Origin of the sequence: Sporosarcina luteola (assembly GCF_023715245.1) — a bacterium.
GTDB classification, from domain to species: domain Bacteria; phylum Bacillota; class Bacilli; order Bacillales_A; family Planococcaceae; genus Sporosarcina; species Sporosarcina luteola_C.
In genome coordinates this window covers 291,410-317,031 of sequence record NZ_JAMBNV010000001.1, presented here as the reverse complement: position 1 = coordinate 317,031, position 25,622 = coordinate 291,410, and the positions used below count along the sequence as shown (strand labels likewise).

The window sequence follows — 25,622 nt, the reverse complement described above, 5'->3', positions numbered from 1 at the left end:
TATCGACTTGCCTTTCACTAAACTTACAAAGTTGTAAGTTTCACTAATAAAAAACACCCCGCAATTTTCTGCGGGGCGTTCGTCATTCTTGTACAATTTCCTGATCATACCGCTTCGTGATCTTCATTTTAACGATACGGCTGCGATCCATTTCCTCGATTTCGAAGTACAGGTTTTCGTATGTAAAACGTTCCCCTTCTTCAGGTACATGGCCGAGCTCTTGCATGACGAATCCGCCAATTGTTTCGTGGTCGGTCGGCAATTCGACGTCAAGCAAGTCGATGGCGTCGACAATTTCAAGGCGTCCATGACAGATTAACAGGTCCTCGTTCTTTTCATAGACGAGCACTTCTTCATCAAAGTCGGTTTCATCCTCGATATCCTGCCCGATCATCTCTTCGATAATATCCTCTTGTGTGACGATACCAAGCGTTCCGCCGTATTCATCGAGCACGATGGCCATATGTTTTTTATTCGCAAGCATAAGTTTGAACACTTTTTCGACGCTTGCTGTCTGGACTACGAATAAAGGCTCTTCATCCATTAAATCGGCAAGCTTCTTGTCCGGATGCATGGACCATTCGATCAACGTCTTCGAATAGAAAATCCCAACGACCTTATCGATGCTTTCTTCGTAAATCGGATAACGTGTATAGAAGTATTCCAATATCGTATCGCGTACTTCTTCGTATGTCGATTCAATCGGCAGCCCGATCACATCGGTGCGGTGCGTTTCCATTACATCAGAGACGTCTTTTTCCGGAAAATCGAGAACACCTTTCAACCGGAGCGATTCCTCCTGTTCAAATGTCCCTTCCGTCGAAGCGATGTCCACCATTGAACGGAGCTCTTCCTTCGTCAACGTAGCTTCCGTTACAGCACCTTTCGAAATGATACGTATGAAGATGTTCGTGAATAAAGAGAGGAGAATCGTCAATGGCGTCAACAGTACGACGAATATCGAAATTGTTGGCGCCACGACGTAGGCAATCCGATCGGCAAACGTCGCTGCAATCGTCTTCGGCAACACTTCCCCGAATACGATGAGCACGACCGTCAAAATTCCTGTCATGACCCCAACTTTTAAACCTCTATCGATTGCAATCATTGTGACAATTGTCGGCATCATAATATTTGCTACGTTGTTTCCAATTAGGATGGCCGTGATCATCCGATCCGGCTTCGAAATCAAGTTTCTTAGCTTGATCGATTTCGGATCGCCTTGCTCAGCACGAAGCTGAACTTTCATGCGGTTGACCGCAGTAAGGGCCGTCTCACTCCCTGAAAGGAAGAACGACATAAGTAAAAAGAACCCTAGTGCTATAAACAAAAGTGATTCCTCCCGGAGTTTCTGTACTTCAACAGTTCGTTCATTTAGCAACTTTTACATATCATCATAACATACTCATAGCAAATCCGTCCTTTTGAATAACTTGATTCCTACCAACATGATATAATACTTTCATTCACGAAATAATTTTGAAATGAGGGATTCACTATGAGTCAGTTGGAGAAAATAGACACGTACTTCACATCTAAACGGGAAGAGCATTTGGAGCAATTGAAAGATTTCCTTCGAATTCCTAGCATCAGTGCTTTGTCTGAGCATAAGTCTGATATGCAAAAAGCGGCTGAATGGTTAGAGGATTCATTCCGCCAGGCGGGGCTTGAAAACCTGTCGATAGATGAGACGGAAGGACATCCCGTCGTCTATGGGGACTGGCTTCATGCGGAAGGAAAACCGACAATCCTGTTTTATGGGCACTACGACGTCCAACCTGTCGACCCGTTGAACCTATGGGAAAGCGGCCCGTTCGAACCCGAAGTGCGCGACAATAAATTGTATGCGCGCGGGGCGAGTGATGACAAAGGCCAAGTGTTCATGCATATTAAAGCGGTCGAAGCACTCATGAATGAAAACGGAAGCTTGCCGGTGAACGTCAAATTCATCATTGAAGGTGAAGAGGAAATCGGCAGTCCGAACCTCGAGAAATATATCGAGGAGAATAAAAAGAAATTGGCGGCCGATATTATCGTCATTTCCGACACCGGCATGTACGGACCTGGAAAGCCAGCGATTTGTTACGGATTGCGGGGACTTGCCGGCGTCCAGATTGACGTCAGAGGTGCAAAAGGCGATTTGCATTCAGGTATTTACGGAGGCGGTGTGCAAAATCCGATTCACGCCATCTCCGAAATCCTCGCATCGTTCCATGATAAGGAAGGGACGATTGCAGTCGACGGTTTTTACGAGGATGTATGTCCGTTAGCGGATGAAGAACGTGCTGCGTACGAAGCACTTAACTTCGATGAGGATGCATTGAAGCAGGAAATCGGCGTCGGCGAGCTATTCGGCGAAAAAGGCTATTCGTACTTGGAGCGGACATGGACACGCCCTACTTTGGAAGTCAATGGCGTCTTCGGTGGCTTCTCAGGAGAAGGCATCAAAACCGTATTGCCATCTGAAGCCGGCGCAAAAATCACTTGCCGTCTCGTTCCCGACCAGGATCCGGAGGACATCGTAAAGAAATTGAAGGCTCATATCGAAAAGCATAAACCTGCCGGTGTATCGGTGACGGTGAGCGAGTTCGATAAAGGAAAGCCTTTTATCACGCCTTTCGATCATCCAGCCATCCAAGCTGCAGGCAAGTCATATGAAAAAGTATATGATGTGCCGACCGCTTTTACGCGAATGGGCGGGTCGATTCCGATCGTGGCAGCATTCGATGAAATTTTGAATTTGCCGGTTGTCCTTATGGGATTCGGCCTGTCGAGCGAGAATTTCCATGCCCCTAACGAGCATTTCCATTTGGAGAACTTCGATAAAGGCTTGCGCGTTATTGGGGATTATTATTATGAGCTTGCTCAGTTTTCGAAGGATGATTTGAAGAAATAAATTTGAATATGAGGCGGCTTTGAGCGCAGAGCAGCTTGTCTTGGGCGCGGAATTGGAATTTTGAGCGCGGCACTCCTTCATTAAAAATAGAGCTGTCTCAGAAAGTCATTAGTCGACTTTCTGGACAGCTCTTTTATCTTATGCCTCTTCCTGTTCATCTTCCTTACCATAAAACGTGACGATGTCTTCAAGCGGTGTACGTACACGGTTTTTTGGAATATCATCGTAATAGCCGAATTGCAGCATGCTGATGATCCGCTCGCCAGACTTTACGCCAAGCTCTTCACGGAATTTCGGATTGTCGATGAATGGCGGTGTTTTCCAGCATGTCCCGATTCCCTGGTCCCATGCAAGAAGCATCGCATTTTGAATTAATGCGCTTGCCGCTGCAAAATCTTCCAGTCGTTCCTTCTGGCGTACGTCCTCTTTGACGACGACGAAGACGACAGCTCCAGGTGCGCGGAACTTCTTCATTTGCTTCTCCAAGTCCTCCTCAGACAACTCTTTCCACTTAGGAACGCCATATTCTCTTAGGACATCCTGGAACTTTACGTATTCCTGGTTGGCGGCAACGATGAAACGCCACGGATTACGTAAGCCATGGTTCGGCGCCCATCTGGCATCTTCCAAGATGGACATTATATTTTCAAGATCGACCGGTTGCCCATTAAAGTTTTTAACCGAGCGGCGGTTAATGATTGCTTCTCTTACCGAAAGTGCTTGTTCATTCATAATTATGAACTCCCCTTTGTATCATACTGTCGACCATTATACACGAAAAGCGAGCGACTAGGGAAATCCTCGTCAGTTTCAATGATCTTCCAAATTTTAATCCTATTTGTATTCCGCAGGATTACTTTCTGTAGTATAGTAATGAAAGAAGCGAATGTTTAGAAAAGGATGACTGCCAAATGACAAAAAAGCCGATAGCATGGATAACAGACAGCACTGCCTATATTTCAGAAGAACTGAAAAATCACCCTGATTTCTATTCGATTCCGTTGAATATACATTTTGGGGAAAAGCAATTTGTCGATGGTGTTGACCTGACACCAACACAATTATACGAAAACATTAAGAACGCGACGGAGTTTCCAAAGACATCCCAACCGTCAGCCGGTGAATTTGCCGAGCAGTTTAAAAAGATTGCGGAAAACTATGAGCAAGCAATCGCAATCCATGTGTCAGCCAAGTTGAGCGGCACTCTCTCCTCTTCCATGGCTGGCGCTGATATCGCGGGCTTCCCTATCACCTTTATCGATTCCCTCTCCTTGTCATATGGGATTACCGGGTTGATAGAGAAAGGGATGAATTTGCAAAACGAAGGAGCATCCGTACCGGAAATCAAAGAACAGCTCGAAAAAATGACGTCAACATTCAAGAATTTCATTTACATCGGCCAACTGGAACAGTTGTACAAAGGCGGCCGAATGAGTGGCGTCCAATTCTTCCTCGGCAGCTTGTTGAAAGTGAAGCCGATCATCCAAATCACGTCTGATGGGAGATTGGAAGCGATTGATAAAGTCCGTTCGGAAAAAAAGGCGCTACAGTATTTAGTCGATAAGGTTGCAGAAGGCCATCCGAAAGGCAAAGGAAATGTGTATTTAATGCAAGGCAATGTACCGGAACAGGCAAAGCAATTGAAAGATTTGATTCTCAGCCAAGTGCCGGGGCTTAGCGTGGAAATCGGCGACATTAGCTCCACCCTCGCCGTTCATGCAGGCGAAGGGACAATTGCAATGTTGTGGTATGAATAAACATAGAAAAATTTAAACGTGATCATTCTTAATATAGCCTCTTCCTGATTATGCCGGGAAGAGGTGTTTTGTTATCGAGACCCTTGCTATAATATCCATTATGTAGCTGAATTTAATTATGAAGAGGAGCAGAATAAATGGAAAATAACGTTTTTGAACAGATGGCAAAAAGGTATGATACAGAAGAAAGAATCGAATTAGCTAAAGTGATTGTTAACGAAGTAAGACCAGAATTACAAAATAGCACATCAAAATCTTTACTAGACTATGGCAGTGGTACTGGCTTGGTCAGTTTGGAACTAGCAGACTTAGTGGATTCTGTTTTGTTGGTCGATTCTTCCAAAAAAATGTTGGAGGTTGCGGAAGCTAAAATTTCTCGCAATAGGATCACCAACTCAAAAGTTCTATTTTCCGATTTCACTCAAGAAACTCCTGAACTAAAGGCCGACATCATTTTACTGTCTCTCGTCCTCCTTCATATTCCGAATACCGAAAAAATCCTTAAAGAACTTTTCAATATTTTAAACGATGGCGGAAAACTGATCATTATTGATTTTGACAAAAACGATAATGTGAATCACCCGAAAATTCATAACGGCTTCTCGCATGAAGAACTGCAGAAAAGGTTGTCCGATGTTGGGTTTACATCAATTGACATGAAGACTTTCCATCATGGAGAACGTATTTTTGTGCATGAAGATGCATCTATGTTTATTTCCACAAGTAAAAAAATATAAAAAGACGGATTGCCTGAATGAATGGCTCCGTCTTTTTCCGCTTCACGTGAAATAATCATTGATTTTAAAGAAGACATACTTCGCATTTTCCCGCCATGCATAGGAGTCTTTATAATCCCATGTCCGATGGTACGCATCATACGTATGAGCATTGACAAGAGGCATGGCGCCGTCCTTCGCCGTGACGATCGTTGTATGGTCGAATCGTCCGTCCCCTTGGAAGTCATAGCAAATGACATCACCTAGATCTAGCTCCTCAGGCGAAGAGACTTGTCGCGCAGTCAATCCCTTCTTGGAACCCGCCAAATACCATCGCATTGAATGTGCAACCGACCAACTGAAGCTCCACGTCCCCCCTTTTAGCCACCAGCCACGTTCGCGGTTTGGATACCCATACATCGGCGCCCCGCCAGCGCGTAGACATTGTGAAATATAACTCGTACAGTCGACATCGAATGCAGGATAGGCCGGATTCCTGCGATTCCACCATTCATCCGCATACCTGACCGCTGCTTCCCGGTTATACAATTCATGAACACCCCCGTGTCTCATCGTATGAAAACGAGTAGAGTAGCATGAGTTTACTATCGAATGAATTGTGTCAACAACCGATTGAACTTATCGCGTTCTTCCCAGAAAGCGCCATGACCACTATATTTGAATGAGATTAGCCGCGAATTCGGAATAAGTTCATTTACCTCCTTTGCTTGTGAAAATGGAATTACTTTGTCATGAATACCATGAATGATTAACGTGGGGGCACTAATTTCCGATAGGTCTTTATACAAATTCAAATCTCTTAACAATTGTATGATTGCAGCGGTCGACCAACCTGCAGCCTGCATACCCATCTGAAAAAACCAATCAGAGAATTGGTTAGTTATATACTGAAAGAAAAAACCATCTATGACGTCCTGCATCATTTTAGGGCGATCATTTACTGATTGTGTAAGATATCGATTGGCTGTTTCTTCAGAGAATCCTAATGGAGCTGCCGCATCGACAAGTACGAGCTGGGATACTCCGTAACCGTTATATCTCGTCATATATCGAATCGCAATAGATCCACCCGTTGAGTGGCCTACAAGCGCAAAGTTCTCTAGTTGTAGCGCACCCACAACAGCACGGATATCATCAGCTAGTCTATCTAACGTATAGCCATCGAGAGGTTTATCCGAATTTCCGAAGCCCCTCCAGTCTATGCCGATACAGCGAAACCCCATTGATGGGAGAATATCAAACTGGTATTCGAACTGTTTATGGCTCAATGGCCAGCCATGTATAAATACAATGGTCTTGCTGCCTTTCGGGTTAAGATCTTCAACGAATAAATTTACACCTTGATCTACGTTCACAAAATATCCGATTACGATTCCTCCGTAAACATAATGACTTCGCCATTAAGATATTCATCTTTGCATGCTTATGTGCCCTGCACATTGACCAAGCAAATAAAAAAAGCGCCTACCAGACTGTAGCGCGTTCGGTTGTTGACGGGGTAAAGCCTAAAGCCCTTTTCCTTAGTGAACTAAAGAGGTTAGTTTAACCATTATCTAAGCTTAGAAATTCGGTTGGGGCTTGAGCACAAAAATCGTATCGTATGGAAAATCACGTAGGAATAGTATCTCACTAGATTAAATAAAATGATAAAAGGAAGAAATGAGGTGATTTTATACTAGAGAAATTTAGGAAAATTAACTTGAAAACTGCTGTATTTATGGGGCTTGTTTTTTACGCTTTGACTGTTTGCATCCATGTTCTAATTATTAGCGGCATTATTCCATTCACATGGGTTAATGGCGGACGCTCTGAATCCTTCGCTGCGCAGCTACCAATATCGATTATCAGTATCTTTATTTCTATTATTGGAGGAGTATTCACTCTGATTGCCGGCAAAAATATTCCACATACGCACAAAAGAGGAATAACCTATATTTGCTGGCTTTTTGTCGCACTTTGGTCTTTTGGGTTTATACAACAAATGTTTGGAACACCTTTTGAAAAAACAGTTTGCTCATTAATAGTATTGCTTGGAGTCATCTCGAACTTACGTATGGCGATTGAAAAAAGATAGCAGTAACACAAAATTCACAAGGACTTGCCTGGAAGAAGCAAATAAAAAAGAACCCGATCAAATGTTAATTTGATAAGGTTCCTTTGATTGTGCATAAAGCCGTTAGTACCCAAAAAAGACATCCTTTTTAATGCTCTTTTTCGATATAGAATTGCCTTGCAAGTGACCGGAGAGAGTTTCCACCATTGTCTTAGGTCCTGCAATATAGTAGGTACCATTGTTCAGATATAAGCCGGACAGCTTGCTTATCTCTTGTTGTAAATCATTCCTCGAATCAAGGTAAGTTACAGTTACCGAAGTATTGTCAGCAATTTTATCGAGTTCATCTTTATAGACAAATGACCCTTTGCTATCAATATAAAGTAGGTGTATTTGTTTTCCGACTCCATTCCCTTCCGCCTCGATCTGTTTCAGCATCGACCGAAATGGTGTAATCCCAATTCCACCTGCGATTAGGATGGTAGGACTGTCATCTTTTAAATAAAACGACCCTACTGGCCCACTCATCCTTATTTTCATGCCCGGTTGCAGCTCTAACATCGCCTTCTTGAACTCACTCGGCGTATCATTAATACCAAGTGTTAGTTGAACAACATCTTCCGAGGGAGCAGATGCCAGACTAATTGGCCGTGTTCCATTTTTTATTTTCTTATGAGTAATTGTAAACAAACCATGTTGTCCTGCTTTCCACGTTACATCCTTCTCTTTTTCAAATAGGAACGTATACACATTTTCTGATTCCTTGTAGCTCTTAATGAATACTAAATCCCTCTTTTTAAATATCGCTATTGCGTCTTGAAAAAAGCCCATTTACATTTCTCCTAACAGTTTACTCAACTTGTCCACCATACTTGACCAACCATATTTCGCGCCATTGAATGCCGCCTGGTTTTCTTCTTCAAAACCGGTATGTTCAAGATGTAAGTGTGTAGTTTCACCCTCTTGCTTTAACGTCCATGTGACGATTGTATTTATCGGCCCACCGACCCATGTGTACGATAACTTGTTAGGCTCGTCCACTACCAATACTTCACTCTCTACAACTAAACCGATTGCCTCATTACGAAACTGACATTTGTATCCTACGATCGGTTTGAAATTATTTTCCATTACCCATTTTGCAAGTGTTTCTGAATTCGTTAAGGCATCCCATACTTTATTAACGGGACTCTTGAATTGAAAATCTAATGCTAAATCAGCCATAGTCTATTCCTCCAGTATATTCTTAAGTATTGCCGCTCTTTCATTCCAAAATTCCTCATAAAAAGATAACCAATCTTTAACTTCCTGTAAGGGAGCTGCATTTAATCGATACCTTGTTTCTCTGCCGATTTTACGATTCCTTACTAAATCAGCCTCCTTGAGGATAGCCAAGTGTTTAGAAACTGCAGTACGCCCCATTTGAAAATGAGCGGTTAATTCGTATAGCGCCATCTCCTCTGAACCTGCCAGTAACCTTATTAACTTTCGTCTAGTCGGATCTGCAATCGCTACAAAAACGTCGCGCTCTTGGTCAGTAGTAATCAAAATCCTCCCCTCCTCATGTGTGAATTAGACACTGTTTGGTGTCCTTATAATAAGACACTTAATGGTGTCATGTCAATTGCAAATAAAAGAACGGAGAAGATATCGCAAGTTAACTGATACCATCCCCGTTCATAAACTTATTATTCATTACTGTGCTCCTTGTTATTGCTCCACCAATGGTCACTTTCTATTACTACATCCATCCATCCCCATACAGCTGAAATTGTATCTTTGTTATTTAAGAACCGAATGTCTCTATAACCCAAGGATTCGGCACGCTCTGAAATATCCAAGAGAATTTGTTTTTCTCGTGAATATATAATTACTTGGACTGAATCAACCACTAAAAGCCCTAATTTACAGGAGCCTTTCATGAAATCCATTTCATTGCTAATGGTTACTACGCTTTCTAAAGTAGGAAAAGCTTTAATATCCGCAAATATTAAATAGTAATCTTCTTTAGAAATGTGCTTCATGAATGATTTGCCATCCATTATTGTTTCGGATTCTGAGAATAATGACGAACGAAAATCATTTAAGTTATTACTACTTGAGTAATATGATTCTTCCGGGACTATCGACCAATACCAAGAAGATTCTGAAATACCCTCCAAAATTTCATACAACTGTTTGCCGTGTTCATTTCTTATTTGAAATACCATACCCTCCACTTTTTCATCTCCCTTTCTTCAATCGGGCACACGTAGCACGACAACAAGAAATTTGACCAACTGAAATAAAAAAGAAACCTCATCAAAAGTTAATTTGATGAGGTTTCCTAAAATGGAGCATACCGGGCTCGAACCGGTGACCTTCACACTGCCAGTAAGGTATCCTTGTTAATGCAGTTTATCGTAAATGGCTTTAAATTAACATTTTATTAGTGTCTCATCAATTTTCATCATACGTATTTACTCTATTTTATACGGCTTTACATCAATTTTTACATCAATTTTACATCAACTGTTCTTTCTCTTTCTTTATAGAGCGAAATGGATTCTGTGATCGTCAAAGTACTTTCCTTATTTTCATCCGCAATATACGATGTCACCACTCCCATAAAAGTTAGTGGACATTTTTTTAATGCAGCTTCGGCTGATAGTCAGTGCCAGCCAGAACTACAGCTCGCCATGTCCCAAGTTAGGACTTTCCATTAACCTTTTAAAATTGGTGGCAAATTCCTCAAAATCCTGTTGGCAAGTATTTTGTCCGTATATTGAATGAAATGCTTGATGTAATTTACGGGTTATAGGAACACCATATCCATTTTCGAAATGTATTAAGTCGAAACTTTCGACGAGTGCATTTAGCTCTTCGTCAGAATACTCTCCCACGGATGAAAATTCCTTCAGGTTACATGAAGAAAGCGCTTCGTAAAAAATTTCGATAAACGATTTATTTAAATGATGAATTTCTAAATGTTTTTTTGCACCCGATATCACACATCTGTAATTATATTTAGCTAGAGATTGTTTTTTCCATAATTTAAGACGGTTACGTAAAAACAATTTTACTTCTGATGATCCACCAGTCCATCTATGGTGATCCTTTCCTGAAGGCCTTTGACAACCGCAAGACTGAGTACGACCACTCGATAAACCACCATAGGATGCGAGAACCTTTTTAGAGCATATACAGACGCATTCCCACATAACATGTCCTTTTCGGCGTATATTGGAGTCTTTTTTTGCAGTTAGGAATCCGAACTGTTGCCCTGCGATATTAAACTTCCTTGGAAAATTACATCCACAATGTGTTTTTCTACCTCTCCGTAAATCAGTACCTAGTATTTTTATTTTTTTCGCAGGATTACAAGCACAGTAGCAACTCCAGTAATACTCCCCGTTATCTGTAACATCGAGAGGCTCTAGTGCTGTAATGAGTCCGAAAACTTGATTACTTATATCTTGGAACTTACTAGTATGCCACTCCTTTATAGTGAACTGGTGTTTCCTTAAAATTCTAGAAACACTGTTATGTGAAACTCCGTAAAGCTTTGCTATGCCCCTTAAACTAAGTCCTTCTTTGTTTAATTTAGACCACTCTTCTGCGTACTTATCATAATTATTCATATATACATCTTTTACAATTAAACTTAAAAAAATACGTTACATAGAATATTAATTTGGTAACCAATGGTTTTAGAATAAAAACATAAAAACGAGGAGATTTAGGATAAAAGTAAGTATTTAATAGAAAATGTTGACTCATCTTGGAAACGGTGCTACGATATGAATAAATTTAATGTCAATGTAAAGGGAGCACCCCTCTGAGAACACGACTTGCATTTTTGCAAATCGTCGTGTTTTGAGAGGGGTTTTTTATTTCCCGAAAATTTCATTTGGAGGTGACAATATGGAAAAAACTATTCTAACTGTGAAAGAACTAAGATCTGATTTTTTCCGAAACGAGGTGTCCCTAGGCACTATTTACTCGATGGTTCGTGAAAACCAAATTCCTAGTGTACGTGTACGCGGAAAAGTATTGTTTCATCGTGAAACGATTGAAAGATGGATAGTAGATGGAGGTACTAAATCTAATCAGGAAATTATCTAAATAAAAATACCCTCATTTCTTGAAGCAACAAGAAATGAGGGATGTCAGAAATGAGGTATTTATATGATTAATAATTCCAATGTACTTGACCTATCAAAAGAAGTCAACGTCACCAATAGGACAGATAAAATGTTGAAAGCCGCCTTGGCTTATGTAGATATTCTCAGGTGGCATGTATTCCCAGTTCATTTTCTGTCTAATAATACATGCTCCTGCGGAAGAAGAAATTGCGAGGACATTGCCAAACACCCCATACCGAGCAACGGTTTTTACAGCGCTACAACTGACGCTAGGCAAATCAGGAAATGGTGGACAAAATATCCTTTGGCAAATATCGGTGTGAGGACAGGCAAGGAATCGAATATATTTGTATTAGACGTAGATATAAAAAAGGACGATGGACGAAAAACTTTAGACGAATTAATATATCAGTTTGGCAAGCTTCCAGATACAGTCCAATCAATAACCGGATCGAATGGTTTGCATTTTGTTTTCAAGTATCAAGATGGAATAAAAAACAGAGTTAACTTTTTACCGGGACTGGATATCAGGGGCGATGCAGGATATTTTATGGCCCCCCCTTCTCAACATCAAAATGGTCGAATATATACATGGGAATTATCATCCCATCCTTTGAAATTAGGCATTGCCAAAGCACCCTCTTGGCTTACCCAAATGCTAATAAAACCTAAGAACAATAATGGAATAGTCGATAAGCATCTTTCATCACACTGGCAACACCTACTAAGAGGTCTTGCAGAAGGCGAAGGACGAAACAATGCAGCAGCATCTATATCCGGTCATCTTTTCCGCCGTTACGTCGATCCCTTGCTCATTACTGAAATAATGGAATTATGGAATGAGCGGAATTCACCGCCGCTTTCGCATAATGAATTATATAAAACGATAAATAGCATAGCCGGCTTAGAAATCGCACGTCGAAGTGATATTAAATGAACTACAGCAACATTATAGAATTGTCCAACCAAAGCTTTGAAAAAATAAAAGAATGGGAAGTACCCATCGATTTTAACAATCGAAATTTGCCAAAAATCGAAACAGAGGTTTTCCCCTATTGGATTAAAAACTTTATCCATGGAGTGGCAGAAGAATCGCAAACCCCTCCTGATGCATCCGCAATGGCAAGTATAGCAGTATTATCAACAGTTTTGTCTGATAAGTTTATTGTTTCTCCACGAAAAGGATGGACCGAAACATTAAACACTTATACTGTCGTTGCATTAGGTCCAGCAAATAGGAAAAGTGCTGTATTTAATAGGTTTACTTCACCGATTACCGAATTCGAAAGAATTGAAGCCGAACGAACGAAATCAATTATTGCCGAGAAGAATGTAAAACGAAAATTGAAGGAGAGCCGCTTAGCTTTTCTGGAAGCAGAGTATTCAAAAAAAGGGGAACCGGAGATATTAGAAGAAGCAACCAAAATATCAGAAGAGCTATCAGAGGAAGGAGATTTAATTAGGCCACGTTTTATTACAGCAGACGCAACACCCGAAAAACTAGCGGAATTAATGCAAGAGCATGGTGAAAGAATAGCTATATTGTCATCAGAGGGTGCTGAGGCATTTGAAATGATGAGCGGAAGATATGGTAAACAAAATTTGGATATATACTTAAAAGCTTTTTCGGCTGATTACACTGCCATAGACAGAATGTTACGAGAATCTGTCGTATTACAAAAACCACGATTAACAATAGGATTATTCGTACAATCGTCAGTTATAGAAAATTTGCCGAAAAACTTTAGCAACAGGGGCTTAACGCAAAGGTTTCTATACGCACTACCTACATCTACATTGGGATATAGATCGGAAAATCCAAAGGAAGTAGAAGATCATGTCGAGAATTTATACTACTCCAATGTTCAGAAATTATTGGAGTACCATATGATTCAGGATGGCCAAGAAAAAAAAGAAAGTCACCATAATCCACTCAACTCGCTAAAAAAATTGACATTTGATAAAAAGGCATTTGAATATATGCTGCATTTGGAGAAAGAAAGAGAGGCCATGCTAAGAAATCAGGATATCCATGAAAGTTTCCAAGGATGGATCGGAAAGTTAACTGGCCAAATAATACGTATTGCTGCATTATTTCACATCGCGGATAATATTTCGAATGGAATTGAAGAGGTACCATTAACAATCGATGTAGAAACCTTATATAGGGCGAATATTTTAAGGGATTATTTTATCTCGCATGCTGAACAGGCATTCGGAATAATGGGGGCCGACAAAAACGAAGAAGATACCAAATATATATTAAGACGAATTTTAGATTGCTCTAAAGGAGAAGGATCTATCGCCTTTAGGGAATTGCAACAGTTAGTAAAAAGAAAGTTCAAAAATACACAAGAGCTAAGGAATATACTAAATATCCTTGAAGAAATGCATTACATCAGAAATGAGTTAGCTGGGAGCAAGAACATTATCAGTATCAATCCTGTTTTACTTAAAAGCCAAAGATGATACCCCCATTACCCCCTTTAAGAGATTAAAGCCGCTCTAATGATTACTTATACGGGGGTAAACAGAAAGAACACTTACCCCCATTACCCCCAATATTGCACTGGGGGTAATGGGGACAAGTGGGATTCCTTACACCCCCTATCTAAACATCATCATCTTGCACTTAAAAGTTCTACGGGGGTATTGGGGGTATTTATATAGATGGCATGTTAATGAGCTTGTCCTTAAAGTCCGTCTAAATGTTTTTGTGTCTTTATATCAACTTCCACCATAACGGAGTTCTCTTGAATCGACACCACAATCCCTTTTAATTGTTTGTCTCGGCGTTCAAATTCAACGACAGTCCCTCCTTTACACACGAGTCTATCTTGTGCTGGGAAGGATTTCTTTTGCTAGGTATGGTCGAGATTTTCATTCCTGTTCAAGTTAAAAAGACCCCGAAAGAACACGATATTAGTCGTGTCCATTCAGGGTCTGCCTGTATCATATAATATACGTCTATTTTACCATGTTAGGATTCCAAAAGATAACCGTCTTAAGATAGAAAAGCCACTACTTGTTTATTAACGGGTTCGGTTGATGGGGAGAAAACAATAAAAAACACAGCATTTGGGACACAATTCGCATATGAATTGGTGTCCCCGTTTTTGTTGTTATATCAACGTTTAGGTGATTTATATAGACGAAATGGAACCGCAATTAGCACAGGGATTAACAAGAGCACATAAATTTATGTGCCTTTGCTAATTCACTTGTTAAAACACTTACTAATTGGATATTGGAAAGAAAAATATAGAAGGAAGATGAGAAAAATGTGTTAAAATATATTGAAGATTACGAAATGGTGTTCTTCAACTAACGCAGCAGTTTAGTTGAACAAGGCGATGAGATTATTAGGATCGAAGTAAGATGGAAAAGAATTGTCTTGTGAAAGTGGTGAAAAATTGAATACTAAGGAGCAAAAAAAATGGGGATGCCTTATTTTTACAGTAATTCTTTTGTTGGGACCAGGGATTTTTTTATATGATATGAAGTTTCAAGAGACAATGCTTGTTTCCAGTGTTTCTCCTGATGGCAAACACAAAGTCAAAGTAGTAGAAAAGGGGTCAGCATTTTTCTTTGGTTCATCAAAGGTTCTAATAAGAAGTGGATGGAGATATACTAATCGATTGATATCAAACGACGGAGGTAGACTCAATCCTTCGAATGTCTCTATTGATTGGAAAAGTAATGATATTGCTCTAATCACTCTTTTAGGAGAAGAACAACAACCTGAAACGATAGAATTCAATGCTAAAACGAAAAAGTTTGAGACTTTACGGTAAGGTGGAATTCAATACAATAGCTAATAACCTTACGAAGTGGATTAGCTTGCGTTTGATTCTTATTAAGCTAACGGGTGCTTTCTACTTGAAGATCGTTGAGTTGCTGGGGTGATTAATTCTTATTGAACTAACGAGGCAGTTTAGTTGAATAAGGAATGATTGTAACTGAACAGGATAAACTAAACCTAAATATAATTTAGGGTGATGAATTTGGATAAAAGTAAACCTCTCCTATTGGTTTTGGTTCTATTTGGTGTATTCATTTACGGGTTGTATGTTGGAACAGTAAATGCAAAACGGAACGATACTCCTAAATCTTTTGAGGAATTATTTCCTGAAATAGGGTACAAATCGGTGGCTGCTGCAGTAAACGATTTTGAACATCATATGAACCAGGATCTTAAATTACCGACAAGAGTACCCCCAATTAGCTTTACTCATTACTTTGGTAGGTTTAGTAATCTGGATGGCGAGATAAACGATACGTTGGAAGTCAAATTCATAAGTGACCAATTACCTGACCATCATTTCAAAATCGATGTTCGACCTATACAGCATAAAATTACAATTGGAAAATATAAATCAAAAGTCTTTAAGATGAAAAATGGAACTACTGCAACATATATTGACGACCTGAAATTTGGTTTTAATATGTTAGTCTTCGAAAGAGATAATTGGCAATATATGTTTAGTGTTGATGCAGATGTATCTGATAAAGTAACCCCTGAAATACTCGTTCAGATAGCAAATTCTATTGATTCCTAATTCAACTAACGGGTGCTTTACTTGAAGATTATTGCCCTGCTTAGAAGGAATAGGTTAGTATGGGAATTGGAACATTTATGAATTGTTAAAGTCATAATAATAATTAAACTAATAGGGGTGTACGTATGAAGCTATTCAGTGTGAGTTCAATAGTCTTTTTATTTATAGGGCTTATTTTCTTTATATTAAACTGGTTTATAGATGATTATGTTGAACCTATTGTACTAACTGGAGTTATTTTAATATTATTAGGGGCTGTATTTAGTTTTATTGCTATCTCTAAAAAAGAAAAAGGAAGTGTAAAATATATATCACTTACTACTTTTTTCGTAATATTATTTTTAGTTACTTGGTTTGAACCATTCCAAGTTCTTCGAATGCTGACTTGGATTAAAAATATTATTTAACTAACGGGTGCAGCATTTTTTCTTATTTGACTAACGGGGCAGGTTAGTTGAAGAGTGTTTCTTAAGTTATAGTCAACAATCGGGGCTTTAAGTGGAATACAGTACAGGTAGTCAGATTAAGGGGGGATTTTTGTGAAGTTATTGTTATCCATTCTATTAGCTGGGCTTTTAGGTATCTTGGCATTCCTCGGTCCTATTGGATTTTATATCTTATGTGCAATTATTGTTGGAGTCATCTTTAGGTCATTTATTTTAATTAGTGAAGTCCATAAACAAGTAGTCCCACCTAATAGTAATGACAAGGTGAAAGATGCGTACGAAAGATATATCAAAGAGAGAGACGAAAAAGAAACGGAAAACTAATGTACGATGTTCTTCAACTAACGGGTGCTTTAGTTCAATAAGAATAGTAGAATATTACGCTAAAAAGCGCTCAATTTTGAACTGCACCCCAATTGTTGGACACAATCCAACTATTGGAGGTGCAGTTTTTCTATGACGAAGTATACGCTTGATTATAAATTAGCGGCTGTTAAACGGTATTTAGAAGGCGGAGAAAGTTATATATCAATCGAAAGGTCAATTGGAACATCTGTAAGCGTAGTGATGAACTGGGTAAAGCAATATCAAGTTCATGGCATAGAAAGTTTAATGAAGAAAAACTACACAAATTACACCTTACAGTTTAAACTGGATGTACTAAATTACATGAGTGATAATGGGACGTCACCAAATGAAACGGCTGTAATTTTCAACATCTCCTCTCCATCAACGATAAGAGCTTGGAGGATCCTTTTTGAAAAAGGTGGAGTAGACGCCCTCACTTCTAAGAATAAGGGGCGTCCATCCATGAAAAAAGAATCCCAAAAGAAACGAAATAACGAGTCTTCAAAAGATGATACTGTCGAAGCTTTACAGGCCGAAGTGGAACAATTACGAATGGAGAATGAGTATTTAAAAAAGTTGAATGCCTTAGTTCAAAGCAAGGGAAAATCACCAAACAAGATAAAGCGAAAGTAATCTATGAACTAAGGCTGACATTCCCGGTTAAAGCACTTATAAAGTTGGCTGGTATACCCCGTAGCACCTACTATTACTGGATTGATCAATTTAATCGTCCAGACAAGGATGCGGAGTTAAAGGTAATGATTCAGTCAATATATCATGAACACAAAGGCCGTTACGGCTATCGTCGTATCAAGGACGAGTTAGAAAACAAAGGATATAAAGTGAATCATAAAAAAGTGCAGCGAATAATGAAGGAATTAGGCTTGAAATGTGTTGTCCGTATGAAGAAATATCGTTCGTATAAAGGGCAGGTTGGGAAGATAGCGCCAAATGTGTTAGATCGTGATTTCAATGCCGAAAAGCCAAATCAAAAATGGGTAACAGATATTACAGAGTTCAAGTTATTCGGAGAGAAGCTCTATCTATCTCCTATTCTTGATTTATTTAATGGTGAAATCATCACATACACTCTAGGTTCCAGGCCAACTTACTCACTAGTATCAGATATGTTAGAGAAGTCTTTTGAGCGATTGAAGGATGAGGATGAACTTATTCTTCATTCAGACCAGGGATGGCATTACCAAATGAAACAGTATCGCCATGCCTTAAAAGAACACGGCATAATACAGAGTATGTCCCGTAAGGGAAACTGTTATGACAACGCTGTGATTGAGAACTTCTTTGGGATCATGAAGTCTGAATTTCTATATTTAAATGAATTTGAAAGTGTTGATCATTTTAAAAAAGAACTTGAAGAATATATGAATTACTATAATAACAAACGTATCAAGTCAAAATTAAAAGGCAAGAGTCCTGTACAATACCGGACTCTTGCCCAACGCGCAGCTTAAATTAATACAATGTCCAACTTTTTGGGGTCACTTCATTTCTGAGCGCTTTTACTTGTTTTTTTATGGTTATTTCACTGTTGAAATATATGCTGATTAACCTGTTATTTACGTTGTTAATTGCACTTTTCTCCCCATCAACCGAAGCCGTTACTTGTATATATCTGGGTGTTTCGATAAAGATAAATAGTGGATGATGGTACGTTTTGGAGTCTACTGGTATTGATTTGGCCTTATAATACCTTCATACATAGATTGATTAAACCTACAACTCCACCTAATGAAAAAATAAATGCCAAACAGCCTTTATTTTTACTTCTGCTATTTAAATCTTGTTTTTTATCGATGTTTCCAAAATACTCATCAAGACCCTTTTCATAGCCTTTTGAATCAAACTTTCCATAGGCATCTTTATAACCTTGTTCATAATCCTTATAAAATTGCTCACCAAAACCCTTAACGGTATATTTACCTAAGTGATATCTGCTATCATGAAAACCTACATCATAACCTTCTTCATCAAAAATTATTCTATCTTGCTTTAGAACATTTACTTTCGTACTCCACCGTCCCCTTTGTTTTTTCCCCATTCTTATTCCTCCCCTTGTTTATTGCTATTTTTTTTGAGTTATGATACCATTTTTCGAAAAATAAGTTAAACTCTTAATTGTCCTGAATAAACATTTCATCTCTTTAAATCCCGCTTTTTCATCATTGTTTATTTTTTGAAGTAAACCACCTGAAACTTTTCCACCAGCCATCCTATTAGACACGAATTTAGCCGAGAATTGCCTTCCCCCGTCTTTACCGAGGTAGCAGCCTAGCGTCCAGAATCGTTTCATCTTCCACTTTTATTAATTACTTTTTATAACGCATGAATTTGTCCACTGTCGTGTCTGATACTGTTAGATAATGCTTGTCCAATGTTTCAAGCGATTGATGCCCAGTCTGTTTAGCAATTGTAGACAAGTCAGCCCCTGACGAGTGCATGAAGGCGACCAACGTTTTTCTGAAATTATAAGGTGTGTAACCCGTCCATTTCCTCAACTGCTTGCGGTAGGCAGTTTCGGAGATTTTCACACCTTCAAATTTCCCGTCTTTTCTCCGGCTCCCCACGAAATGATCGTAAGGCTGCAATCCGTATTCGTTAATATATGCCTGGATTGCCTCAACTGTACTCGGCTGCAAACGCTTGTTATGCCACTTTTCTTGTTTTCGCAGGTGAACACTCACATATCGTCCATCCAAATAAAAATCCTGAACTTGAAGATTCACCATTTCATTTGGTCTGTTCGCCGTGTCAAGGTTGACCAGGCAGATCGCCTTTGCCCTTGTGTCGAGTCGGTCAATGACGTGAAGCAATTCTTCAATATCGACCGGAGTCTTCCCGGTTTCCCGCACCAGACGTTCACGCCCTTCCTCCCGGTACAATTTCCGAGTGATGGCGATTTTAGATTGAACGGTTTCATCAAACTGGATGCCATGCTCAATGGTGAAGTATTTCCGTAAGGCAACAACCCGTTTTTCCCACGTATTCTTCTTCACAGCTTCCTCGGTGACAGAAATGAACAAGTAGTCGAGAAAGGATTGAGGAGTTTCTCCCTGATGTGTTTCTTCACAATATTTCTGGTACATACGAATGTCACTTTGGTATCCATCCGGGATATGATTTTCAATTTCAAAAATTTTTTGTTCCTGCTCTGCATGACGTTTTCGATTTTCAAAGTCTCTCGCATACACAACATTCCCACTTCGTTCCATTGAATCACTCCCCTGCGAAGTAATTTGACTAGATTCCTTATACTCTATTTTATCATATAGGTTACGATAAGGGAGTAATATCGTAACCTATTATTTCTATTGGAAGTGCGTAATTGATTGGATGATTATTAGGATCTTTCGAATAATAAAAAAGCCTAATTCCTCAGTTTAATTTGTAAGGAATCAAGCTCATAATTTTCACTAATTGGCTAGAACCCTTTCAGGAAAATCTCATTTATCGTTAATAAATAAAAAAACATTTTTACCTAATGAAGTATTATTCATCAACCAAGTAGTTTGTAACAAGCCAATAACAACGTTTACGTGTTTCTTCAGCACGTGATGTATCATAAACAGCATGCTCCCAGCTTCCTCCTTTAAAATCAAAAGCAGCTTCTTCTGCGATTTTATCACGTGTCACAATCCACTGACGCTGCGATTCACGTAAGGAGTTAAAAACATTTTGCGGTAACTGTTCACGCAGGATCTGATAAATCTCGTTTAATTTGTCATCCCAGACTTGAAACTCCTGTTTTGCAAATTCCAAAATCTCAATGTCTGAACCGATTTCCCATACTTTTGCCCCTAACGCCTGTTCCTGTTCAATTCGGTAGAAATCTGACACATAAAAAGAATACGGTCCATGGGAGTATTCTTCACTCAAATTGTTCAGTGCTTTTTCTTTAGTATTCCCTGTTTGATTAATGTCCTTGCTATTCTCTATAAGAAAGGTATTTTCATCTTTGTTTGTCTTTGACTTTTCATCATCTATAACTTGGTGGTAATTCCATAACTCATAATTGTAAGTAGGCATCTGATCATTAGCGTCCGGGTCCGACACATTGCTGTAAATTTTAGCGATAATAGTCAGTAAAACAAAACCACTGGCAACGTACTTCCAAATAGGTTTTCTGATTTTAGCATGAGGTTCAGATTCGGCATGCATATCTGCTGCTGATTTGGTTCCAGATTTATCTGATTGATATTGCTTGCCAGAATCTTGTTGTTCGCGATTAATGTCTTCCCTATCTTCTTTTGAATGAGCTACCTTATAAATTTCATCATACCTACCTCTCAAGGTATCATCTATAAGCGTTTCATAAGCTGTTTGCAAAATAATAAAATCGGACTCAGAGCCACCTGTATCGGGGTGTGATTGCTTTGCGGCAATTCTATATGCTTTTTTTATCAACTCTGTGCTAGCACGCGGGGAAACGCCCAAAACTTCATAGTAATCGATAAAGTCCTTCATAAGCTCCCCCTAACGTTCGAAATAAGCCAGTCCCTAAATGTTGTAAAACTATTAGTAGTCAACCAACAGTTAACCGGGCCACTCCAATAATAAACAATAGATCTACAGTTTCTTTTTCATCCCGTGCTGCTTCGTAGCTATTAAAACGGCAAATCATATTTAGATTGTTCATTCATTTCTTTTTCAATCGATTCCACAAACAAAATGAGGGCAGAGATGTTTTTAAAAATCAGCATGCTCTCGTCATAGTTCAGCAATGGATTGTCATGGGCAAATGTTTTATCGTTCCTGACAGGATTAAAAGCATCCAAAAGTGAAATGGACGTTTTTAATATCCTCCGCGTCATCTCTGTTTCGATATGACCTTGCTCATCAATAAGCTTGATATATTCCCCGAATATACTATGAAGCGGTTTATCTTTTCCTGTGGCGATTCCGTGCTTTTGACAAAGCTTCCGCAAATATTTGACAACGTATGTATGTAGACGGTCCAACGCTATCCCTGGTTCATTTTTCTCGATGCTGTCACGAATCGTTTTTGCTAGTAAGGTAAAATCCATTTCTTCAGCGGCGACTGCAACTAAATGGTCAACATGTTCGGAAACTCCATCTTCACCTAAATTCACTGCTATTTTCCAACAATCATCTCTTAGTGTCCAAGTGGCATCTTCAATAGTTATGTCTTCTCTTTGTATTTCTCTCCAATATTCAATCAGGGCTTTCAATAAAATTGACACAGTATAATTTGATTCAATTTCCCAGAAAGCACGTAAGCGTTTTGCCTTAGAATTCCCATTAAAGGCGTATTGTTGCTCATATATATCCTTTCCAACCGTTTCCCATACAAAGTCACTGAACGTTCTATCGGAAAAGTTAAGGACATATCCTGATCCCATTTCAAGTAATTTTTCCAACCTCATTTTTTCAATACAATTTAATTCTGCCACTTGGAGCCCCCCCTTTTGATTATTTGGCATTTCCTTCTCCACATGTAATTAGTCCCTTGGAGATTAGATTATAACGTATTTATTATATAGTCCTTGAGCATTTAATCAGTCGAAAAATCTTGTTGGTTTACAGGTCAACAAGATTATTACATTTTTATTAGTAGTTAGGATTACCTTTCTCTTTATGGTTGAATGGAGTGGTTGAAGAAGAAACAACTGTAATATGTTTTGCTGCATATCGCGCTCTCGCCCTTGCTAATAATTCTAGTGCACGCTCTCTGTTCTTTCTAATCTCGAAAGGTGATCTAGCCATAATGATATTAGCTTCGCATTCCTCGATTTCCATCAATTCTTGATCTGTTAGAATATCAATTACGCGAATTTTACCTGTCACCAACTTATCTTCCTCCCTGAAAAAACAACGTGCCTTTTCCATCAAATTGGCTAGATTCACGACCTGAATTCTTCGGTAACTTCACTCCGTAGGTTTGTTGATAAAGAAGCAATATCCTGGGTATGGCTGAACGCACTTCAGGAATATGCATGTGGACATTTTTCTATACAAATGAAGCGATTTGTAGGGGTATTGTTAGGGTAGTCAGAAAAAATGGGCGGATGGCGAAATGCCAAGTCCCCAGCGGCTTGCCAATGTGGTATCTGTACGGAAATTTCAGTTACCGAGTCATCATCAGAGTAACCAGCATTTCCATTTAGATGACTATGACTATAATTATTAACCAATTTATTGCTTTAACCGTAAAATAACTCTCCTCCATGGGATAACAGCTGTCATTAATTTCAAATACCCGGATATCATTAATAATACAGAAAGTACTGATTTATATCAACGCTACTAACAAATTATTGTAACTTATAACAAATACTTCCCATTACTACAATACAAAAGACCACTTCAAAGAGTGGTCAGTCGATGCATTGCGCTGAAATGATATGTTCGATTGAGAGTCTGAAATCACCAATAGAGTCAGCCAGCAAGATAGATTTATTATATAGGTCGATTGTTTCAACAATACCCTGGTATTCAACAATTCGGTTGTCTCGCCAAGTCTTTATCAACGTTTCGCATTTTCGTTTATATGCTATTTCGATTTCATCTTGGATTGCTGCTAGATTCCACTCTGTCAGTTCCGGCTGTTCGGTATGTGCATCTTCGGCGTACCAGTCCCTCAATTCTGTCAAATGCTCCGGCAACATCAATGCTGTCCATTTAATTCGGCCACGGTCTTTTATTTCTCCATTTACCTTCATTTAACAATCATCCTCTCTATATCGACCAATGGAACAAGTGCAAAGAAAGTTGTTGATACTAAAGATTGTTTATCTATCACACAACAATCACTCCACTCATCCTCATTATACAGAACGTACATTCCCCAGTGAAGACATATTAATGAAGTGATTAGTATCTATAGTTTAGACATATTTTTGTTGTGCTTCTTGATAATCAGACCCTCTCCCTTCCCTCATCCTTATTTCTCTTAACCACAAAAAAAAACGTCCTGCTGGACGTCAAGGTAATATCTGTTGATTCTCTTTTATATTTAGCTTTATATCTTCGAATACTCTATTTCGTGCCTGTCTCTTATCTTTTCAAGATCTTGTTGCATAGACTCTACAATTCGAAGGCTATCAAGATCACTAAACGAATTCTTCATTCGCTCCAGAATTATTTCCAACATTGCGCAATCCATCTCGAAATACTTTTCATTCATAATTCCAACCCTCCTCTACCCCGTATTCGTCAAAATGAAACTGAAATCCTCCTAAAAAAGAACGCCCATTGTGGACGTTCTTGAATCCGTTTTTCCTTTTTCAGCACCTTTATCCGCCATTTAATTAGACTAATGATTGAAGCTTTAATAACTGACCCGTAAATTTAAGAGCGGATTAAAGGAATGAAAATCAAGATTTCTAGAGAGCAATGACAATGAATAATCCAGTTGCGGATCCACTTTGTATGAGCTGAATGAATCTATAATGACCGGTTTTGCTTGAGGATAGAATAACACGCATCGATAGTCAAGATACTTTGATCCTTGCCATTTTGAAATTGGATTTCGTGATATATACGTCTGCAGTTCGTTGTTTTGAAACTGTGTAAACTTGCTGTAGATGGAACTTTCAAATTCCTGCACTATTTCGCAAAATAAGATACGGTATTGGGATTGTGAATCTCGAACACAAGCCACTAATGGGTTCTTTTGTACTTCGGAGCCCAAGAAATAAGCCTCTTGATTCTCTGTTAAATAACTTTTCAAGTGTTTCGTTATCTGCTTTCGATAGAACGAGCGTTTTTGTTCAAGGTGGAGGGTAGATGATACCTGATCCATAGTTGTCATAATCAAATTTACTTGTTGGCTGTACGGGGATAGAGCTTTGTAGAAAGCGCTAAGGATATTATGCCAGCGTCTACGTATACCTTGATCCCTTCTTCGAGATTCCACAACGAACAGAATGCCCACAGGTAATTCTTCATTTTTTTTGTTAACATGCGCATCAAAATAACGCCTGTATGTTATAAACTTCTGCAGCAACTGCTCGTGCGATTCTGTGGCACGATCGATTTCCACAGTATACAACTTCCCATCAATACTAATTTCAGCATCTGGCCGATATTGTTGAATTCCTTCAGCCGTATTGTATTTCTTTGCTGCATATAAGTTATGGCGGTGGGGTATCACTTCAAACAAATCATCACTAGCAGCGTACAATTGAATAAAGAAGTCAATCAGCATTAAATGATGTGCAACCTGTTTTAAAGGTGGCTGATAAAGCTCATAGGATAAATCAGCGACATCATAATCGCCGAAGTCTGACGGCATCCAACCAAAACCGGATTGTCCTTGATGAATGTTAAGCAAATCCTTCGTACAGTCGTATCCTGACGGGGTTAAATAATACAAAGAACCTTTTGAAACATTTTGCTGCAGGCGCATGGATTTGACCAATCCCTGCTTCTTTAATTTAGCCAAATCATTATAGATAGACTTTTCTTGCGAAAGATTAATCTGATGAGTTCCAAAGTATATATGAGCCATTTGACGGGCGGTCATCCCTCGATATGATATTAAAAGTTTCAATATCCGTTCAGTCTTAGCTGTGAGTGAGTATCCGAATACATATGCCATAGCGTGGCACCTCCTGAATTTTTATAGAGTAGTGAAATAAAATAAAAAAAGCTTGGCGAATGATACGCTAAGCTTGATGCACTCTATTAATTATTCATTTGGACACACTGGTAGCGGGGTGATC

At 39.1% G+C, this 25,622-nt stretch carries 29 protein-coding genes; 12 read left to right on the top strand and 17 right to left on the bottom strand.

Features of this window, described 5'->3' with window-relative positions; genetic code table 11:
- Positions 1-82: 82 nt before the first annotated feature.
- Positions 83-1,330: a hemolysin family protein gene (locus M3152_RS01580; protein WP_251693451.1), complete on the bottom strand. Its 1,248-nt coding sequence runs from the start codon at positions 1,328-1,330 to the stop codon at positions 83-85.
- 168 nt (positions 1,331-1,498) lie between these two features.
- Here M3152_RS01580 and M3152_RS01575 point away from each other — a divergent pair, with 168 nt between their 5' ends.
- Positions 1,499-2,896, top strand: coding sequence for a dipeptidase (locus M3152_RS01575; RefSeq protein WP_251693450.1), 1,398 nt, complete (start codon positions 1,499-1,501; stop codon positions 2,894-2,896).
- A gap of 138 nt (positions 2,897-3,034) precedes the next feature.
- Here the strand turns inward: M3152_RS01575 and M3152_RS01570 are convergent, their stop codons facing one another.
- Complete coding sequence (locus tag M3152_RS01570; protein ID WP_251693449.1) at positions 3,035-3,628, bottom strand: nitroreductase family protein; 594 nt, start codon at positions 3,626-3,628, stop codon at positions 3,035-3,037.
- 179 nt (positions 3,629-3,807) lie between these two features.
- Between M3152_RS01570 and M3152_RS01565 the strand changes: the two genes are divergently transcribed.
- Both M3152_RS01565 and M3152_RS01560 read left to right on the top strand, forming a co-directional pair.
- Positions 3,808-4,653 (top strand): DegV family protein, encoded by an 846-nt coding sequence (locus M3152_RS01565; RefSeq protein WP_251693448.1) that lies wholly within the window; start codon positions 3,808-3,810, stop codon positions 4,651-4,653.
- Positions 4,654-4,790: 137 nt separating this feature from the next.
- Positions 4,791-5,390, top strand: a complete 600-nt coding sequence (locus tag M3152_RS01560) for a class I SAM-dependent methyltransferase (protein ID WP_251693447.1) — start codon at positions 4,791-4,793, stop codon at positions 5,388-5,390.
- A gap of 42 nt (positions 5,391-5,432) precedes the next feature.
- Here the strand turns inward: M3152_RS01560 and M3152_RS01555 are convergent, their stop codons facing one another.
- Together M3152_RS01555 and M3152_RS01550 are read right to left on the bottom strand one after the other, a co-directional pair.
- Positions 5,433-5,918 (bottom strand): amidase domain-containing protein, encoded by a 486-nt coding sequence (locus M3152_RS01555; RefSeq protein WP_251693446.1) that lies wholly within the window; start codon positions 5,916-5,918, stop codon positions 5,433-5,435.
- 56 nt (positions 5,919-5,974) lie between these two features.
- On the bottom strand, positions 5,975-6,757 hold the full coding sequence (locus M3152_RS01550; protein ID WP_251695214.1) for an alpha/beta fold hydrolase: 783 nt from the start codon (positions 6,755-6,757) through the stop codon (positions 5,975-5,977).
- A 332-nt stretch (positions 6,758-7,089) separates the two neighbouring features.
- On the opposite strand from M3152_RS01550, the gene M3152_RS01545 reads away from it, so the two are divergent.
- On the top strand, positions 7,090-7,464 hold the full coding sequence (locus M3152_RS01545) for a hypothetical protein (protein WP_251693445.1): 375 nt from the start codon (positions 7,090-7,092) through the stop codon (positions 7,462-7,464).
- Between the two features lie 102 nt (positions 7,465-7,566).
- Here M3152_RS01545 and M3152_RS01540 read toward each other — a convergent pair whose 3' ends face one another.
- From M3152_RS01540 to M3152_RS01520, 5 genes are all read right to left on the bottom strand, one after another.
- Positions 7,567-8,274: an FAD-dependent oxidoreductase gene (locus tag M3152_RS01540; protein ID WP_251693444.1), complete on the bottom strand. Its 708-nt coding sequence runs from the start codon at positions 8,272-8,274 to the stop codon at positions 7,567-7,569.
- Positions 8,275-8,667 carry an SRPBCC family protein gene (locus M3152_RS01535; RefSeq protein ID WP_251693443.1) on the bottom strand — a complete coding sequence of 131 codons (393 nt, stop codon included), beginning with the start codon at positions 8,665-8,667 and terminating at the stop codon, positions 8,275-8,277.
- Between the two features lie 3 nt (positions 8,668-8,670).
- Complete coding sequence (locus tag M3152_RS01530; protein ID WP_251693442.1) at positions 8,671-8,991, bottom strand: ArsR/SmtB family transcription factor; 321 nt, start codon at positions 8,989-8,991, stop codon at positions 8,671-8,673.
- A 140-nt stretch (positions 8,992-9,131) separates the two neighbouring features.
- Positions 9,132-9,653 (bottom strand): DUF2691 family protein, encoded by a 522-nt coding sequence (locus M3152_RS01525; protein WP_251695213.1) that lies wholly within the window; start codon positions 9,651-9,653, stop codon positions 9,132-9,134.
- A 456-nt stretch (positions 9,654-10,109) separates the two neighbouring features.
- On the bottom strand, positions 10,110-11,063 hold the full coding sequence (locus tag M3152_RS01520) for a hypothetical protein (protein ID WP_251693441.1): 954 nt from the start codon (positions 11,061-11,063) through the stop codon (positions 10,110-10,112).
- A 283-nt stretch (positions 11,064-11,346) separates the two neighbouring features.
- Here M3152_RS01520 and M3152_RS01515 point away from each other — a divergent pair, with 283 nt between their 5' ends.
- The 3 genes from M3152_RS01515 (at position 11,347) to M3152_RS01505 (ending at position 14,036) form a co-directional block, all read left to right on the top strand.
- Complete coding sequence (locus M3152_RS01515) at positions 11,347-11,547, top strand: helix-turn-helix domain-containing protein (protein WP_251693440.1); 201 nt, start codon at positions 11,347-11,349, stop codon at positions 11,545-11,547.
- Between the two features lie 63 nt (positions 11,548-11,610).
- Positions 11,611-12,504 carry a bifunctional DNA primase/polymerase gene (locus M3152_RS01510; RefSeq protein WP_251693439.1) on the top strand — a complete coding sequence of 298 codons (894 nt, stop codon included), beginning with the start codon at positions 11,611-11,613 and terminating at the stop codon, positions 12,502-12,504.
- Positions 12,501-14,036 carry a YfjI family protein gene (locus M3152_RS01505; protein ID WP_251693438.1) on the top strand — a complete coding sequence of 512 codons (1,536 nt, stop codon included), beginning with the start codon at positions 12,501-12,503 and terminating at the stop codon, positions 14,034-14,036. The genes M3152_RS01510 and M3152_RS01505 overlap by 4 nt, the downstream gene beginning before the upstream one ends.
- A 224-nt stretch (positions 14,037-14,260) precedes the next feature.
- On the opposite strand, the gene M3152_RS18065 is transcribed toward M3152_RS01505, so the two are convergent.
- Positions 14,261-14,395 carry a DUF2187 family protein gene (locus M3152_RS18065; RefSeq protein ID WP_353056598.1) on the bottom strand — a complete coding sequence of 45 codons (135 nt, stop codon included), beginning with the start codon at positions 14,393-14,395 and terminating at the stop codon, positions 14,261-14,263.
- A gap of 585 nt (positions 14,396-14,980) precedes the next feature.
- On the opposite strand from M3152_RS18065, the gene M3152_RS01500 reads away from it, so the two are divergent.
- The 5 genes from M3152_RS01500 (at position 14,981) to M3152_RS01480 (ending at position 18,392) form a co-directional block, all read left to right on the top strand.
- Positions 14,981-15,361 (top strand): hypothetical protein, encoded by a 381-nt coding sequence (locus M3152_RS01500; protein ID WP_251693437.1) that lies wholly within the window; start codon positions 14,981-14,983, stop codon positions 15,359-15,361.
- 204 nt (positions 15,362-15,565) lie between these two features.
- Positions 15,566-16,126, top strand: coding sequence for a hypothetical protein (locus tag M3152_RS01495; protein WP_435371924.1), 561 nt, complete (start codon positions 15,566-15,568; stop codon positions 16,124-16,126).
- Between the two features lie 125 nt (positions 16,127-16,251).
- The gene (locus M3152_RS01490) at positions 16,252-16,533 is read left to right on the top strand and encodes a hypothetical protein (protein ID WP_251693435.1); all 282 of its coding nucleotides are present in this window, start codon (positions 16,252-16,254) and stop codon (positions 16,531-16,533) included.
- Between the two features lie 132 nt (positions 16,534-16,665).
- Complete coding sequence (locus M3152_RS01485) at positions 16,666-16,896, top strand: ATP-dependent Lon protease (protein WP_251693434.1); 231 nt, start codon at positions 16,666-16,668, stop codon at positions 16,894-16,896.
- Between the two features lie 132 nt (positions 16,897-17,028).
- Positions 17,029-18,392 (top strand): IS3 family transposase gene (locus M3152_RS01480; protein WP_251693277.1). Its coding sequence is split into 2 segments (ribosomal slippage): positions 17,029-17,488 and positions 17,488-18,392, totalling 1,365 coding nucleotides; the frame shifts between segments, so codons are not numbered across the junction.
- A gap of 230 nt (positions 18,393-18,622) precedes the next feature.
- On the opposite strand, the gene M3152_RS01475 is transcribed toward M3152_RS01480, so the two are convergent.
- The 7 genes from M3152_RS01475 to M3152_RS01445 form a co-directional block, all read right to left on the bottom strand.
- Positions 18,623-18,979, bottom strand: coding sequence for a hypothetical protein (locus M3152_RS01475; RefSeq protein ID WP_251693432.1), 357 nt, complete (start codon positions 18,977-18,979; stop codon positions 18,623-18,625).
- Positions 18,980-19,247: 268 nt separating this feature from the next.
- On the bottom strand, positions 19,248-20,150 hold the full coding sequence (locus tag M3152_RS01470) for a tyrosine-type recombinase/integrase (RefSeq protein ID WP_251693430.1): 903 nt from the start codon (positions 20,148-20,150) through the stop codon (positions 19,248-19,250).
- 277 nt (positions 20,151-20,427) lie between these two features.
- Positions 20,428-21,402 (bottom strand): lysozyme inhibitor LprI family protein, encoded by a 975-nt coding sequence (locus M3152_RS01465; RefSeq protein ID WP_251693428.1) that lies wholly within the window; start codon positions 21,400-21,402, stop codon positions 20,428-20,430.
- A gap of 140 nt (positions 21,403-21,542) precedes the next feature.
- Positions 21,543-22,349: an abortive infection family protein gene (locus M3152_RS01460; protein ID WP_251693426.1), complete on the bottom strand. Its 807-nt coding sequence runs from the start codon at positions 22,347-22,349 to the stop codon at positions 21,543-21,545.
- Positions 22,350-22,506: 157 nt separating this feature from the next.
- Positions 22,507-22,746, bottom strand: a complete 240-nt coding sequence (locus M3152_RS01455; RefSeq protein WP_251693424.1) for a hypothetical protein — start codon at positions 22,744-22,746, stop codon at positions 22,507-22,509.
- Between the two features lie 527 nt (positions 22,747-23,273).
- Positions 23,274-23,618 carry a YolD-like family protein gene (locus tag M3152_RS01450; RefSeq protein WP_251693423.1) on the bottom strand — a complete coding sequence of 115 codons (345 nt, stop codon included), beginning with the start codon at positions 23,616-23,618 and terminating at the stop codon, positions 23,274-23,276.
- 608 nt (positions 23,619-24,226) lie between these two features.
- Entirely contained in the window at positions 24,227-25,498 is a 1,272-nt protein-coding gene (locus tag M3152_RS01445; RefSeq protein ID WP_251693421.1) for a replication-relaxation family protein, read from the bottom strand.
- Positions 25,499-25,622: the final 124 nt, after the last annotated feature.